Consider the following 13,438-nt stretch of genomic DNA (forward strand, 5'->3'; position numbering starts at 1 on the left):
TAGCGACAGATCCGCCACCTCCCTCGGTCGCGGTGGTGTCATCCGCCGGTGGTCAGCACCATGCGGAAGCGCGCCGCCCCGGACAGCATGCGCGCGAAGGCGTCGTTGACCTCCTCCAGCGGCATCGTCTCCACCATCGGACGGACTCCGGTACGGCCGCTGAAGGCCATGGTCTCCTCGACCTCCTGCGCCGTGCCCGACGGATGCCCGCTCAAGAACTGGCTGCCGCCGATGAGCTGCAGCGGCCTCACCTTGATCGGCTGGTCCGTCACCCCGATCACGACCAACTGTCCGCGCGGAGCGAGCCCGTCGATCGTCGCCGCCATGGCATCGGAGTTCGCCGCGGTGCCAAGGACGACCTTCGCCCCGCCCAGTTCCTTCAGCTCCTGCGCGGGATCGGACGCCGAGCTGTCGATGTAGTGGTCCGCACCCAGCTCCCGGGCCAGCGCCTCCTTGTCCCGGCCGCGGGCGATCGCCACGGTCTCGAAGCCCATCCTGGCCGCGTACTGGACGCCCAGATGCCCCAGGCCCCCCACCCCGAGCACCGCGACGAGGTCGCCGGCGCGTGCCACGCTGGAGCGCAGCCCCATGAAGGAGGTCACTCCCGCACACCCGAGCGGAGCGGCATCCACCGCGGAAAGGCCCTCGGGGATCCGTGCCAGGGCCTCGACGGGCGCAACCATATGGGTGGCGTATCCGCCGTCGTACGCCCAGCCGGGGACCTTCAGGTTCTCGCAGCTGATGAAGTCGCCCTGCCTGCAGGGACGGCAGTGCCCGCACTGACCGCCGAACCAGCCCACCTCGACCCGGTCGCCGGCCTCCCAGCCGGCCACCCCCTCGCCCACCGCGTCGATCCTGCCCGCCACCTCGTGTCCGGTGACGAGAGGGAACGTGACGCCCGGAAACGGGGTTTGCACGAAGACCGCATCGGTGTGGCAGACGCCCGAAGCCTCCACGGCGATCCGCACGTGTCCCGGCCCTGGCTCCGGCACCTCGCGTTCGACGATCTCGAAACTTCCCCCCGGCTCGGCCACCTGGGCGACTCGCATCACGGACATGGTTTTTGCCTCCTTCTGCTGCGGATAATCCCGACATACAAGGAGGAATCATTTCGCTTCCCCGCCGAGCGGCTCGGCAGGACGCGCGGCACCGCGGCTGCCACGAAGGCGGGTTTCTCGGGCCACGAGGCCCCGGGGCGTACCGCTCAGCCCTCGCGCCAACCGAGCTTGATCAGCAGGTTCTTCGCTTCTTCCGCGACCTCCGCCTCGGCGACCACGTCGTAGCGGGCGGCGACGATCTGACTGCGGGAGGCGAAGTCGCGTCGGCCTCCGGTGAGGGCATGGCCGGCGAAGCCGAAGAGCGCTCCGAAGACCGCGCCGTAGAACAGACCACTGAGCATCAGCACGATGACGTGATGGTTGCCCGCGGCGAACAACGACAGGAGCAGGCCGATGAGCAGGCCGAACCAGGCACCCGAGCCCGCGCCCGCCAAGGCGGCCCGGCCGCGGGTGAGGCGGCCGAGCACCGTCTCCACCATCCGCAGGTCGGAGCCGATGATCGCCGTGCGCTCCACCGGGAACTTGCTGTCGGAGAGGAAGTCGACGGCACGCTGGGCACCCTCGTAGGTCGGATACGAGGCCACCACGGGGCGGTCGAGGGGCGCCGTGGGGGGATGCTGGGTCATCGAAGGGTTCCCTTCGTCATCTGCGTCGTCAAGCAGCGTGCTGCCACGCAGTACCCGTCGCAAGGCGGGGCACACGCACCCGCTCACGTCACGGCGGCAGCATACGGTGGAATCCACGCCGGGGCGGCTGGACATCATGGCCGTGGCGGCGGTCGCGTTCGTCGCGGCCGTCGCGGCCGTCGCCGGGGACGACGTCGGATACCTCCTCGGCCGGTCCGGCGGCCGCTCGTTTGTCCGCTCTACGCCCTCGTCGCCCTGGGGGTACTCGCCGCCGGGCTCCTCGCCCGGCACCTCCTGCCCCACAAGCACCAGGACTGATCGACGCGATCGGGTCCGTTCACCCCTCTGTCTCGGGCGTGGGTGCGACCGACACGGAGCGGAAGAGGGCGCACACGGCCCCCGCACCCACCGCGAGGAGCACCGAGAGTGTCGCATAGCCGTAGGTGAGCGTGGCGAACGAGGCGACTGCTGCCACGAGGAGGGGCCGCCCGCGTCGCCGAGTTCGCGAGGCCCCCAGGAGCGAGGGCGTGCATGCCCAGCAGCCCCCGCCAACAGGCCGAGCCCGGACCATGGCGGCCGTCACGGCGACGGACGACCAATGCCCCGACGGCCACTGCGGCGGGAGCCACGTCCAGCACGCCGACTCGACCTGCGCGTCGGGCGCCATCAGCGGGGGACCGTCCCTGCCCGCGCTCGCTCCGGATCCGGTGGCCGTCGCCGCGCACGCCGACGCCGCGTGCTCGAACACGGCCGCGGCTCCGGACGGCGCACGCGCGCCACCGTCTCTGTCCGAACTCCGACTCCTGCGGATCTAGAGGCCGCCCGGCACCGCGTCACGACCCGACGCGGCGCTCACGTACGCCCAGATCCGTTCTTCCACACCGCAGGAGTTCAGGCATGTCCATCCCCCGTACCCTCACGCGCCGCGCCGCCCTCATCGCGGCCACCGCCACCGCCGCCGTCGCCCTCGCCGCCTGCGGCGGTGGCAGTGACAGCAGCGGCCACTCGGGCCACGACCCGGCGTCGTCGTCCGCGGGCGCAGAAGCCACCGCCGGAACGCACAACGCCCAGGACGTGTCCTTCGCGCAAGGCATGATCCGGCACCACCAGCAGGCCCTGGAGATGGCGGGGCTCGCCGCCGACCGGGCTTCCTCCGCCCAGGTCAAGGACCTCGCCTCGCGCATCCAGAAGGCGCAGGGCCCGGAGATCGCGACCATGACGGGCTGGCTGAAGTCGTGGGGCGAGGAGGTACCGACGTCCGACGGTTCCATGGAGTCCATGCCCGGCATGGAGCACTCCAGCCACTCCGGCATGCCCGGAATGATGGCCACCAGGGACATGGACGCGTTGAAGAAGGCCTCCGGCAAGGACTTCGACACCATGTTCCTGACCATGATGGTCGAGCACCACAAGGGCACCGTCCAGATGGCCACCACCGAGAAGGGCAAGGGCGAATACGGCCCCGCCACCTCCCTGGCCGATGACATCGTCACCGCACAGAACGCCGAGATCACCGAGATGAACAAGCTGCTCGGCGGGAACTGACACCACCACCGGTAGACCGGTGCCGCCGGCACCGGCCTACCGTCCCCCGGGCGACATCCCGGACCGTCAGCGGGACGGTCGCAGGCCGTCGACCGTGGCCGCGACGAGCCTGCGTACCGCGGCGCCGGCAGCCAGACCACCCGCCGCGGCAAGGGCGTACAGGCAGTAGCCGGCGAGTTCGTCCGGCGCCACGTCGTCACGTACCTCGCCCGCCTCCACGCCTTCGGCGAGCAGGTCGCGGACGAAGGTGCGCAGATGCTGCTCGGCGTGGGCGACGTGCTCCCCGCGGTGCAGCGCGGCACCGATCTCCGCGACTGGGAAGTCCACGAGGAGACGCGTACGCGTCACCCCGTCGCCCCCGCCCCCGCCCCCGCCCCCGCGTCCACGCGACCGGTCCCGGCCCGCCGGAACCACCTCGCCTGGGCAGGGGTCGCGGTCCTGGCCGTCCTGGCTGTCGCCGTGCACCTGGGCCTCGCCGGAGCCGTGCTGTCGCCCCGCGCTGGGCGGTCGGCGTCGTACTGGGGGTGATCGTGGTCAAGCTTGCCGCCGTCGCGATCCTGGGCCGACGCGTGCACACCGGATCCGACGCCGTACGGGATGAGCGGCCCCTCGACGACTGGTGTCGCCGTGACGCCCTTGGAGGGGGAGCATGGAGGTGAGCAACGAAGGAGGCCCGTCATGAAATCCGGAGCCTCGGATTACGACACGTGGTACTCGGGCACACCGTCGCAGGCAGAAGGCGAGCGGGACGAGGTGAGCGAGCGCACGGCGATGGAGCGGCACCCGGAAGTCCCCAGGACCGAGCCGTCCCAGGCGGAGGGCGAGCGGACCGACGACGCGTAGACCGGTGATCGCGGCAATCGCGCGTGATCGCCCGGGAGGTCCCGCATTCGCATGACAGCGGGAGGTCCCGTATTCGCATGGCAGGTATGGAGCTCGGTCCGACAACGGGGACCGGCTCCTTGCCGCGTCCGGCTGTTTCCCAGGGGCGGGGCCTCGACCTGATGCCCGCGGCCCGGGGAGGTGCGGCGTGGGCCGGGGGATGGCGCCTCGGCGGCTGGCGCGGCAGCCGAGGAGCGGGCCTAGACTCGAAAACGTGGCCCGGCCCGGGTCCGGGTCGGCCGGCCGGAGGGTGGTGGCCTTGGAGTGTCGTATGTCGCGGTCAGTGCGCTGAGCCACCCCGGGCTGCTACGGGACAAGAACGAGGACAGCCTCGTCGCGGGGCCGTGGACGCTGTGCGCGACCGTCACCGAGAATCCTCAGACGCTGGTGTTCCCTCTGGGTACGCCACTTGTCGTCGCCGTGGCCGACGGGCTGGGCGGGCATCCCGGCGGCGAGGTGGCCAGCGCGCTGGTCGTCCGGAGGCTCGCGTTCATGGGGCCCGCGCTGAACAGTGAGGACGCCCTCCGGGAGGCCGTCGAGTCCTGCAACCGCGCCGTGTACGCCGCCGCCGAGGCCAAGGGGGAGGACCGTGGCGGGGTCACGATGATGGGCACCACGCTCGCGGGGGTGGTCGTACTGCCCGAGTCGCTGCTGGTGTTCAACGTGGGCGACAGCCGGGTCTTCGCCGCGCCGCGGGAGGAGCTGCGGCAGCTGAGCCTGGACGACAGCCCGCCACTGCAACCGGGGCAGCGCACCACCTCCCTGGTGACGCAGTGTCTGGGCGGCAGCCCGGAGTACCGTGCCGTCGGCCCTCATGTGAGGACCGAGTCTTTGTCGCCCGGCGACCGCTGCCTCGTCTGTACCGACGGCCTCACCGATCCCGTGCCGGACGACGCCGTCGCCGACGTGCTGCGGGACCACGACGACGGCCGGGCCGTCTTCGAGCTGTGGAGGGCCGCCATCGCCGAGGGCGGCCCCGACAACATCACTCTCGCACTCGTACGCGTCGCCGAGAGTTAGGGGTGACTCGAGACAGCGGCATCGTCGGTGGGAGTGTTTCGATCGCCTGCTGATCGCCGGAGACACCGCGGCCCCGGACGGAACATCTCCGATCCGGGGCCGCGCAGTTGCCGTACGCCGCTTACGCGTCCAGCGACGTCATCACGTGCTTGATCCGCGTGTAGTCGTCGAAGCCGTACGCCGACAGGTCCTTGCCGTAGCCGGACTTCTTGAAGCCGCCGTGGGGCATCTCCGCGACCAGCGGGATGTGCGTGTTGATCCACACACAGCCGAAGTCGAGGGCCTTGGACAGGCGCATCGCGCGCGCGTGGTCCTTCGTCCACACCGAGGACGCGAGGGCGTACTCGACGCCGTTCGCGTACTGGATCGCCTGCTCCTCGTCCGTGAAGGACTGGACGGTGATGACCGGGCCGAAGACCTCCTTCTGGATGATCTCGTCGTCCTGCTGGAGGCCCGAGACGACGGTCGGCGCGTAGAAGTAGCCCTTTTCGCCGACCTGGTGACCGCCGGCCTCGACCTTGGCGTGGGCGGGCAGGCGCTCGATGAAGCCGGAGACCTGCTTGAGCTGGTTCGGGTTGTTGAGGGGCCCGTACAGCACGTCCTCGTCGTCCGGCTGGCCCGTCTTCGTCTCGGCGGCGGCCTTGGCGAGCGCGGCCACGAACTCGTCGTGGATGGACTCCTGGACGAGGACGCGGGTGGCGGCCGTGCAGTCCTGGCCGGCGTTGAAGAAGCCCGCCACCGAGATGTCCTCGACGGCCTTGGCGATGTCGGTGTCCTCGAAGACGACGACCGGCGCCTTGCCACCCAGCTCCAGGTGGACGCGTTTGAGGTCCTTGGACGCGGACTCGGCGACGGACATGCCGGCGCGGACCGAACCCGTGATGGACGCCATCGCCGGGGTCGGGTGCTCGACCATCATGCGGCCGGTGTCACGGTCGCCGGTGATGACGTTGAAGACACCCTTGGGCAGGATCGAGCCCATGATGTCGGCGATCAGGACCGTGGACGCCGGGGTGGTGTCCGACGGCTTCAGGACGACGGTGTTGCCTGCGGCGATCGCCGGGGCGAACTTCCACACGGCCATCATCATCGGGTAGTTCCACGGCGCGACCTGCGCGCAGACGCCGACCGGCTCGCGGCGGATGATCGAGGTCATCCCCTCCATGTACTCGCCGGCCGAGCGCCCCTCGAGCATACGGGCCGCGCCCGCGAAGAAGCGGATCTGGTCGACCATCGGCGGGATCTCCTCCGACCGGGTCAGCCCGATCGGCTTGCCCGTGTTCTCGACCTCGGCCGCGATCAGTTCCTCGGCGCGCTCCTCGAACGCGTCAGCGATCTTGAGGAGGGCCTTCTGGCGCTCGGCGGGCGTGGTGTCGCGCCAGGCCGGGAAGGCCGCGGCGGCGGCCGCCATCGCGGCGTCGACGTCCGCCTGCCCGGACAGGGGGGCGGTCGCGTACGCCTCACCGGTCACGGGGTTGACCACCTCGGTGGTCCGTCCGTCGGCGGCGTCACGGAATTCGCCGTCGATGTAGTTGCGCAGACGACGCAGCTCGGTGCTCACTGCCGGCCCTCCAAATTCGGGTGTCCAATCACTGAGACACCCACCCTAGTCCGTGGCCCCACGTTTTCAACACCCCCGATCGCCTCAGAACTGCGAAATCCGCAGGGTTCCACCACGTAAACAACGAATTTCATCGATCCAATCTTGCGGAACTGTCGAGACGTCGTGCACAGTGAGGTCGTGGCCAGTCGAAGCGCAGACCAGAGGGACTCCCGCGAGTCCAGGAACGGCACTCCCCAGCTGGACGCCGTCTCCCTCGCCATCATCGAACAGCTCCAGGAGGACGGCCGTCGGCCGTACGCAGCCATCGGCAAGGCCGTCGGGCTCTCCGAGGCGGCCGTGCGCCAGCGCGTCCAGAAGCTGCTCGACCAGGGCGTGATGCAGATCGTCGCCGTCACGGACCCGCTCACCGTGGGCTTCCGGCGGCAGGCGATGGTCGGGATCAACGTCGAGGGCGACGTGGAGTCCGTCGCCGACGCGCTGACCGCCATGTCCGAATGCGAGTACGTGGTGATGACCGCAGGCTCGTTCGACCTGATGGTGGAGATCGTCTGCGAGGACGACGACCACCTGCTGGACGTCATCAACAAACGCATCCGGGCCCTCCCCGGAGTGCGCTCCACCGAGAGCTTCGTCTACCTCAAGCTCAAGAAGCAGACCTATATGTGGGGAACCCGATAGCCGTGAGCACCAAGGACCTCAGCAAGACCGCGTACGACCACCTGTGGATGCACTTCACCCGCATGTCCTCGTACGAGAACGCACCCGTTCCCACCATCGTCCGGGGCGAGGGCACCTACATCTACGACGACAAGGGCAAGCGCTACCTCGACGGTCTCGCCGGCCTCTTCGTGGTCCAGGCGGGCCACGGCCGCACCGAACTGGCGGAGACGGCGTTCAAGCAGGCCCAGGAGCTGGCGTTCTTCCCGGTGTGGTCCTACGCCCACCCGAAGGCCGTGGAGCTCGCCGAGCGGCTCGCCCACCACGCGCCGGGCGACCTCAACAAGGTCTTCTTCACCACCGGCGGCGGCGAGGCGGTCGAGACCGCCTGGAAGCTCGCCAAGCAGTACTTCAAGCTGGTCGGCAAGCCCGCCAAGCACAAGGTCATCTCCCGCGCGGTCGCCTACCACGGCACCCCGCAGGGCGCGCTGTCCATCACCGGCCTGCCGGGCCTGAAGGCGCCGTTCGAGCCGCTGGTGCCAGGCGCGCACAAGGTCCCCAACACCAACATCTACCGCGCGCCGATATTCGGCGACGACCCGGAAGCCTTCGGCCGCTGGGCCGCCGACCAGATCGAGCAGCAGATCCTCTTCGAGGGCCCGGACACCGTCGCCGCGGTCTTCCTGGAGCCCGTGCAGAACGCCGGCGGCTGCTTCCCGCCGCCGCCCGGCTACTTCCAGCGGGTGCGCGAGATCTGCGACCAGTACGACGTGCTGCTGGTGTCGGACGAGGTCATCTGCGCCTTCGGCCGCCTGGGCACGATGTTCGCCTGTGACAAGTTCGACTACGTCCCGGACATGATCACCTGCGCCAAGGGCATGACCTCGGGCTACTCCCCGATCGGCGCGTGCATCGTCTCCGACCGTCTGGCCGAGCCGTTCTACAAGGGCGACAACACCTTCCTGCACGGCTACACCTTCGGCGGCCACCCGGTCTCCGCGGCCGTGGGCCTCGCCAACCTCGACCTGTTCGAGCGCGAGAACCTCAACCAGCACGTGCTGGACAACGAGTCGGCGTTCCTCTCGACCCTGCAGAAGCTGCACGACCTGCCGATCGTCGGCGACGTCCGCGGCAACGGCTTCTTCTACGGCATCGAACTGGTCAAGGACAAGGCGACCAAGGAGTCGTTCGACGCGGAGGAGACCGAGCGCGTCCTGTACGGGTTCCTCTCCAAGGCGCTGTTCGAGAACGGCCTGTACTGCCGTGCCGACGACCGCGGCGACCCGGTCGTCCAGCTCGCCCCGCCGCTGATCTCCAACCAGGAGACGTTCGACGAAATCGAGCAGATCCTGCGTGCGACGTTGACGGAGGCGTGGACCAAGCTCTGAGCCGCCCGAGGTTCCGATCATCCTTCCGAAGGATCAGCAACGGCCCCGTGCCGCCCGTTCGAGTGAGAAACGGCGGCCCGGGGCCGTCGCTTTCCGCGGCTTCCGGTGCCGCCTGCCTAGCGTGCAATGTGACCGATCGCTCCGGCCTTCGTTCCCCCGAACGGTCCCCCGGGCGGGGGACCGGCATGGGACAACGGATCAGAACCGAGGTGTACGCGATGGTGGCCCCGCCGGACAACGACGTGCTCTGGGCACGCGCCCTGCACTTCCAGCACAACGGCTCGCCCGCGCTCTGCGGTGTCTCACTGGGTGTACGCGAGGGCGAGATCCTCGCCGTCACCGGCCCGCGCGGCAGCGGCAAGACGACCCTGCTCCAGTGCCTGGCCGGGCTCCTCCCCGCCCAGCGGGGGGAGGTCTGGTTCAACAGCACACCGGTCCACACGATGGGCCCGCTCACCCGGGAACGGCTGCGCCGCGACCGGTTCGGCTGGATCGATCCGGCGCCCCTGCTCCTGGCCGAGCTGAACGCCTGGGAGAACACCGCCCTGCCGCTGATGCTGCGCGGCACGAGCCGCCGCCGGGCCAAAACCACCGCCCTGGAGTGGCTGGAGCGCCTCGACGTCGGCGGCTGCGCGCGCAAGCGCCCGTACGAGCTGGCCCAGGCCGAGCGGCAGCGGATCGCCGTCGCCCGGGCGCTCGCCGCGTGCCCGACCGTGCTCTTCGCGGACGAGCCGACCGCCTCGCTGCACCACGCCGACGGCGTCCAGGTGCTGCGCACGCTCACCGCGGCGGCCCGCTCGCACGGCATCACGGTCGTCCTCGCCACACACCCGGCGGACGGCGCGGCCGTGGCCGATCGCACGGTGTCCCTGCTGGACGGTCGGCGGGTGAACACCGTGCATCTGCCCCCGGTGCCCGAGGAAGGCCGAGCACCATGCTCGCTCTCCGTCTAGCGCGCGGGGCCCGCCCCCTGGTACAGCTCCGCCGACTCCTCGTGGCAGCGGCCTCGGCGGGCACGGGCTTCCTGCTGCTGTGCACGCTGGGGTACGCGATGGAGCACCCGGAGGCGTCTGCCGGTTCCGTGCTGCGGCTCGCCTGGTGCCTGGCGCCGGCGGTCGCGACGGTGTACTTCGCGGTCGCGGTCGCCCGTACGGACCCGGGCACCCGCCCGCGGTCCGGTCTGGCCATGATCGGCCTAGGACCGGCCCGGCTGATGGCTCTCTCGTCGGTGACCACGGCGCTGTCGACCGTGCTCGGCTCGCTTCTGGCACTCCTGGTCTTCCTGCACCTGCGTGGCGATCTGACGGGGATGCCCTTCGACGGCGTGGCCGCCGGGTTCCTCGCCGCCGACCAGTCCCTGCCGCTGCCCGCGGCGCTCACGCTCCTCGCCCTGGTGCCGCTCACCGCGTCCCTGGCGAGCGCCCTTGCCCTGCGGCCGAGGGACGGACGGCCGCCACGCGCGGGGCGTCGCGGCGACGGCGCACAGTCCCCCGCCGAGTCCGAGGACGCCTCGGACGCCGGGTCCCCCGGCCTGTCGGGCGACGCACCCGCGCCCGATCTGCCTCCCGCTCCCCGGCCCGCCCCGGGCGGCCTCCCCTGGGGTGTGGCCGCGCTCGCCGCGGGACTCGCCGTGGAGACACGAGCGAGCCATGACGGCCAGGCGCCGGGGCTCCACCTGCCCGGCGGTCTCGCGAGTGGGCCCCTCGGGGTGCTGGCGGGCTGGGCCCTGACCGCGCTGGGGCTGGCGCTGGCCGGGCCCGCGCTCGCTCACCTGTGCGGCTGGCTGCTGCAGTCCGCGCACCCCGGTCCCGTGCGACTGCTCGCCGGGCGCTGTCTGCAGGAGGAGGCACGGCGGATCGGGCGGCCGCTCGGGGTGGTGTGCGCGGTGGCGTCGGGGGCGTATGCGATGGCGGCGCTGTACGGCGGCGCGCGTCCGTCGTTCGGGCCGCTCACCGTGCTGGGTGCCGTGCTGGTGGCGGGCTGCACACTCGCGACGCTGGCGATGGCCGCCGTGGAGGCGAGACAGGCGCGCGCCGACACGATCGCCGCGCTGGTGCGGCTGGGCGCACCGGCCACGGTGCTGCGCACCGCGGCACTGCTGCGCGGGGGGACGCTGGTGGTGGTGTTCGTGCCGGTGACGTGGGCGGTCGCGGAGATCGCGGCGATGCCGCTGACCCGATGAGAAAGCCGGAAAAATCTTGGCGCCCCGGCGATGAGTTTCGTATCGGACCCCGGTCCATCCCTCCGTACGACCCACCACCACCGGGAGAGACCCCTCATGTACCAGCAGATGATCTTCGTGAACCTGCCCGTCTCCGACGTCGACTCGTCGAAGAAGTTCTTCACGGAACTGGGCTACACGATCAATCCGCAGTTCACGACGGACGACTGCGCCTGCGTCGTCATCAGCGACACGATCATCGCGATGCTGCTGAGCAAGCAGCGTTACGCCGACTTCACCCAGAAGGAGATCGCGGACGCCACCGAGACCAGTGAGGTGTTGATCTGTCTGAGTGCCGAAAGCCGCGAGAAGGTGGACGAGTTGGTCGACCGGGCGCTCGCGGCGGGCGGCACGGGCAACCGGGAGGCGGTCGACCACGGCTACATGTACGGCCGCGCCTTCGACGACCTCGACGGCCACACCTGGGAGGTCATGTGGATGGACCCGGCGGCGGTGCAGGGCTGACGTCACGCCGCTGAACGGGAGCGCAACGGCGGGGGGTTGAGGCCATTACGGCGGCTTTCAAACGCGCCCGTGGTTAATGACACGGCAAAGTCGACCGTCATGCCGGACATCGCCGTTGACAGCACTTAGCCGCCGCTTATAAACCTGTGAGCCTCTTGGGGATGCTGTTGTTGCAGCAACGTCCCTGGTAACCCCCCGCAGTTGCGCATCCCGTGAAGGGCAATCGTGTCCATATCCTCCCGCACCGCACGAACGGTGCGCATTCTCGGCGTCGTCTCCGCCACCGCCGCGCTCGCGCTCGGCGCCGCCGGAAACGCGCTCGCCTGCAACATCCGTGACTTCTCGGCCGCCGCGTCCTGCGACGGCAACGGGAAGGGCATCATCACCGTCACCGACACGGACGCCTCGGGCAAGCTGGCGACCGTCACGGTCTACCTCGAGTCCAACGGCGCGGACGAGAGGAAGGTCGGCGAACAGACCGTCACCGGCACCAAGCAGGGCGCGAAGGTCACGTTCTCCGAGGACTGGGCGCCCAACGCCGAGTACCGCGTCCACATCACCGTGGACGGCATCGTCAACGACGACGTCTCGCCCGGCCTGACGACGCCGGACAAGGCCTGCACGACCCCCGAGACCACCCCGCCGGCCTCGGAGACCACTCCGCCGGCCTCGGAGACCCCGAAGCCGTCGGCCACGCCGTCGGCCTCGGAGAGCACGTCACCCGCCGCCACCGGGGACAACTCCCCCTCGCCCGCGGCCGGTAGCTCCAACCTGGCCGAGACCGGTGCCAGCTCCAGCACGCCCGTGATCGCCGGCATCGCCGGCGGCCTGGTCGTCATCGGCGGTGGCGCTGTGTTCTTCGGCATGCGCCGTCGCGGCGCGTCGAAGGCCAACTGACGCGCCGACCGCGACCGTCCGCACGACGGCCCGCCCCTGCAGGGGCGGGCCGTTTTGTGTGTGCGCTCGGGCCGGTGCCCCGCTATGCGCCGGAGGTGTTCCCGAGGACGACGACTTCCGCCGCGTCGAAGACGACCCCGACCTCGTCGCCGGTCTCCGGCGCCGCGCGCAGCGGGCACGCCGCCTCCAGCGCGGGCGCCTCCTCCGGCCGCAGTCGCACCGCGACATGGGTGCCGCGGAAGGTGCGAGCGGCCACCGTGCAGCGCAGACCCTCGGACGCGTCGACGAGCCGTACGCCGGCGGGCCGCACGAGCAGCGTGCGTGACCCTTGCGGGGAGCCCCCCGGGACGGGGAGCTTGCCCCATGGCGTGTCCGCGGCCCCTCCGACGACGGTCGCCTCCACCACGTTGTCGAAGCCGAGGAAACGCGCCACGAACGCGTCCGCTGGCCGCTGCCATACCTCAAGAGGCGTACCGGACTGGGCGATCCGCCCCTCACGCATCACCACGACCCGGTCGGCGAGCGCGAAGGCCTCGCCCTGGTCGTGGGTGACGGCGAGCACGGTGGTGCCCAGCCGCCCGAACAGATCACGGAGTTCGACGACGAGGCGCTCGCGCAGCGACCGGTCCAGCTGGCCCAGCGGTTCGTCCAGCATCAGCAGCCGCGGCCGGGGCGCGAGGGCTCGGGCGAGCGCGACGCGCTGCTGCTCGCCGCCGGAGAGCGAGGCGACGGCCCTGCGCGTGGCCCCGGGCAGTCCGACGAGGTCGAGCAACTCCCTTACGCGAACCTCCCGGTCCGTGCGGGCGGCGCCGTGCATGCGCAGCCCGAAGGCGACGTTCCCGCCCACGTCCCGCTGCGGGAACAACTGGTGGTCCTGGAACATCAGTCCGACGCCGCGTCGGTGCGCGGGCACTCCGTCCAGATCCCGGCCGTCGAGGAACACCCGCCCTGAGTCGAGGGGTTGCAGTCCGGCCACGGTCCGCAGCAGCGTCGACTTGCCGCTGCCGCTCGGCCCGAGCACACACACGATCTCGTGCTCGGCGACGTCGAGGTCGACTCCGTCGAGCGCGGCGCGCCCCGCGAAGCGCACGGTGGCTTGGTCAAGCCTGAGCATC

General features: G+C 70.7%; 16 protein-coding genes. 10 read left to right on the forward strand and 6 right to left on the reverse strand.

The window, feature by feature from the left end; genetic code table 11:
• Positions 1-38: 38 nt before the first annotated feature.
• The 3 genes from ACZ3TS_RS10280 to ACZ3TS_RS10290 all read right to left on the reverse strand — a co-directional run bounded on the left by ACZ3TS_RS10280 (position 39) and on the right by ACZ3TS_RS10290 (position 2,159).
• A complete protein-coding gene (locus tag ACZ3TS_RS10280; protein ID WP_467615785.1) occupies positions 39-1,058 on the reverse strand; it encodes an alcohol dehydrogenase in 1,020 nt (339 codons plus the stop codon).
• 146 nt (positions 1,059-1,204) lie between these two features.
• On the reverse strand, positions 1,205-1,684 hold the full coding sequence (locus tag ACZ3TS_RS10285) for a general stress protein (protein ID WP_467615788.1): 480 nt from the start codon (positions 1,682-1,684) through the stop codon (positions 1,205-1,207).
• Between the two features lie 337 nt (positions 1,685-2,021).
• Entirely contained in the window at positions 2,022-2,159 is a 138-nt protein-coding gene (locus ACZ3TS_RS10290; RefSeq protein WP_467615790.1) for a hypothetical protein, read from the reverse strand.
• 52 nt (positions 2,160-2,211) lie between these two features.
• On the opposite strand from ACZ3TS_RS10290, the gene ACZ3TS_RS10295 reads away from it, so the two are divergent.
• The gene (locus ACZ3TS_RS10295) at positions 2,212-2,499 is read left to right on the forward strand and encodes a DUF6153 family protein (RefSeq protein ID WP_467615792.1); all 288 of its coding nucleotides are present in this window, start codon (positions 2,212-2,214) and stop codon (positions 2,497-2,499) included.
• A gap of 82 nt (positions 2,500-2,581) precedes the next feature.
• On the forward strand, positions 2,582-3,229 hold the full coding sequence (locus tag ACZ3TS_RS10300) for a DUF305 domain-containing protein (RefSeq protein ID WP_467615794.1): 648 nt from the start codon (positions 2,582-2,584) through the stop codon (positions 3,227-3,229).
• A 66-nt stretch (positions 3,230-3,295) separates the two neighbouring features.
• On the opposite strand, the gene ACZ3TS_RS10305 is transcribed toward ACZ3TS_RS10300, so the two are convergent.
• Complete coding sequence (locus tag ACZ3TS_RS10305; protein WP_467615795.1) at positions 3,296-3,556, reverse strand: SbtR family transcriptional regulator; 261 nt, start codon at positions 3,554-3,556, stop codon at positions 3,296-3,298.
• Positions 3,557-3,907: 351 nt separating this feature from the next.
• Between ACZ3TS_RS10305 and ACZ3TS_RS10310 the strand changes: the two genes are divergently transcribed.
• Complete coding sequence (locus tag ACZ3TS_RS10310) at positions 3,908-4,072, forward strand: hypothetical protein (protein WP_467615797.1); 165 nt, start codon at positions 3,908-3,910, stop codon at positions 4,070-4,072.
• A gap of 303 nt (positions 4,073-4,375) precedes the next feature.
• Complete coding sequence (locus ACZ3TS_RS10315; protein ID WP_467615800.1) at positions 4,376-5,131, forward strand: PP2C family protein-serine/threonine phosphatase; 756 nt, start codon at positions 4,376-4,378, stop codon at positions 5,129-5,131.
• Positions 5,132-5,252: 121 nt separating this feature from the next.
• Here ACZ3TS_RS10315 and ACZ3TS_RS10320 read toward each other — a convergent pair whose 3' ends face one another.
• Entirely contained in the window at positions 5,253-6,692 is a 1,440-nt protein-coding gene (locus ACZ3TS_RS10320) for a gamma-aminobutyraldehyde dehydrogenase (RefSeq protein WP_467615802.1), read from the reverse strand.
• Between the two features lie 165 nt (positions 6,693-6,857).
• On the opposite strand from ACZ3TS_RS10320, the gene ACZ3TS_RS10325 reads away from it, so the two are divergent.
• From ACZ3TS_RS10325 to ACZ3TS_RS10350, 6 genes are all read left to right on the forward strand, one after another.
• Entirely contained in the window at positions 6,858-7,373 is a 516-nt protein-coding gene (locus ACZ3TS_RS10325; RefSeq protein ID WP_234514466.1) for an Lrp/AsnC family transcriptional regulator, read from the forward strand.
• Positions 7,358-8,740, forward strand: a complete 1,383-nt coding sequence (locus ACZ3TS_RS10330) for an aspartate aminotransferase family protein (protein WP_467615805.1) — start codon at positions 7,358-7,360, stop codon at positions 8,738-8,740. Before ACZ3TS_RS10325 ends, ACZ3TS_RS10330 begins: the two co-directional genes overlap by 16 nt.
• A 218-nt stretch (positions 8,741-8,958) precedes the next feature.
• Positions 8,959-9,693, forward strand: a complete 735-nt coding sequence (locus ACZ3TS_RS10335) for an ABC transporter ATP-binding protein (RefSeq protein WP_467616122.1) — start codon at positions 8,959-8,961, stop codon at positions 9,691-9,693.
• On the forward strand, positions 9,675-10,922 hold the full coding sequence (locus tag ACZ3TS_RS10340; RefSeq protein ID WP_467615808.1) for a hypothetical protein: 1,248 nt from the start codon (positions 9,675-9,677) through the stop codon (positions 10,920-10,922). Before ACZ3TS_RS10335 ends, ACZ3TS_RS10340 begins: the two co-directional genes overlap by 19 nt.
• A gap of 96 nt (positions 10,923-11,018) precedes the next feature.
• Positions 11,019-11,426, forward strand: coding sequence for a VOC family protein (locus tag ACZ3TS_RS10345; protein ID WP_467615810.1), 408 nt, complete (start codon positions 11,019-11,021; stop codon positions 11,424-11,426).
• 225 nt (positions 11,427-11,651) lie between these two features.
• Positions 11,652-12,323 carry an LAETG motif-containing sortase-dependent surface protein gene (locus ACZ3TS_RS10350; RefSeq protein ID WP_467615813.1) on the forward strand — a complete coding sequence of 224 codons (672 nt, stop codon included), beginning with the start codon at positions 11,652-11,654 and terminating at the stop codon, positions 12,321-12,323.
• An 82-nt stretch (positions 12,324-12,405) separates the two neighbouring features.
• On the opposite strand, the gene ACZ3TS_RS10355 is transcribed toward ACZ3TS_RS10350, so the two are convergent.
• On the reverse strand, positions 12,406-13,437 hold the full coding sequence (locus tag ACZ3TS_RS10355; RefSeq protein ID WP_467615816.1) for an ABC transporter ATP-binding protein: 1,032 nt from the start codon (positions 13,435-13,437) through the stop codon (positions 12,406-12,408).
• Position 13,438 lies beyond the last annotated feature (1 nt).

The sequence above is a fragment of the Streptomyces sp. NPDC022910 genome, from assembly GCF_055561075.1.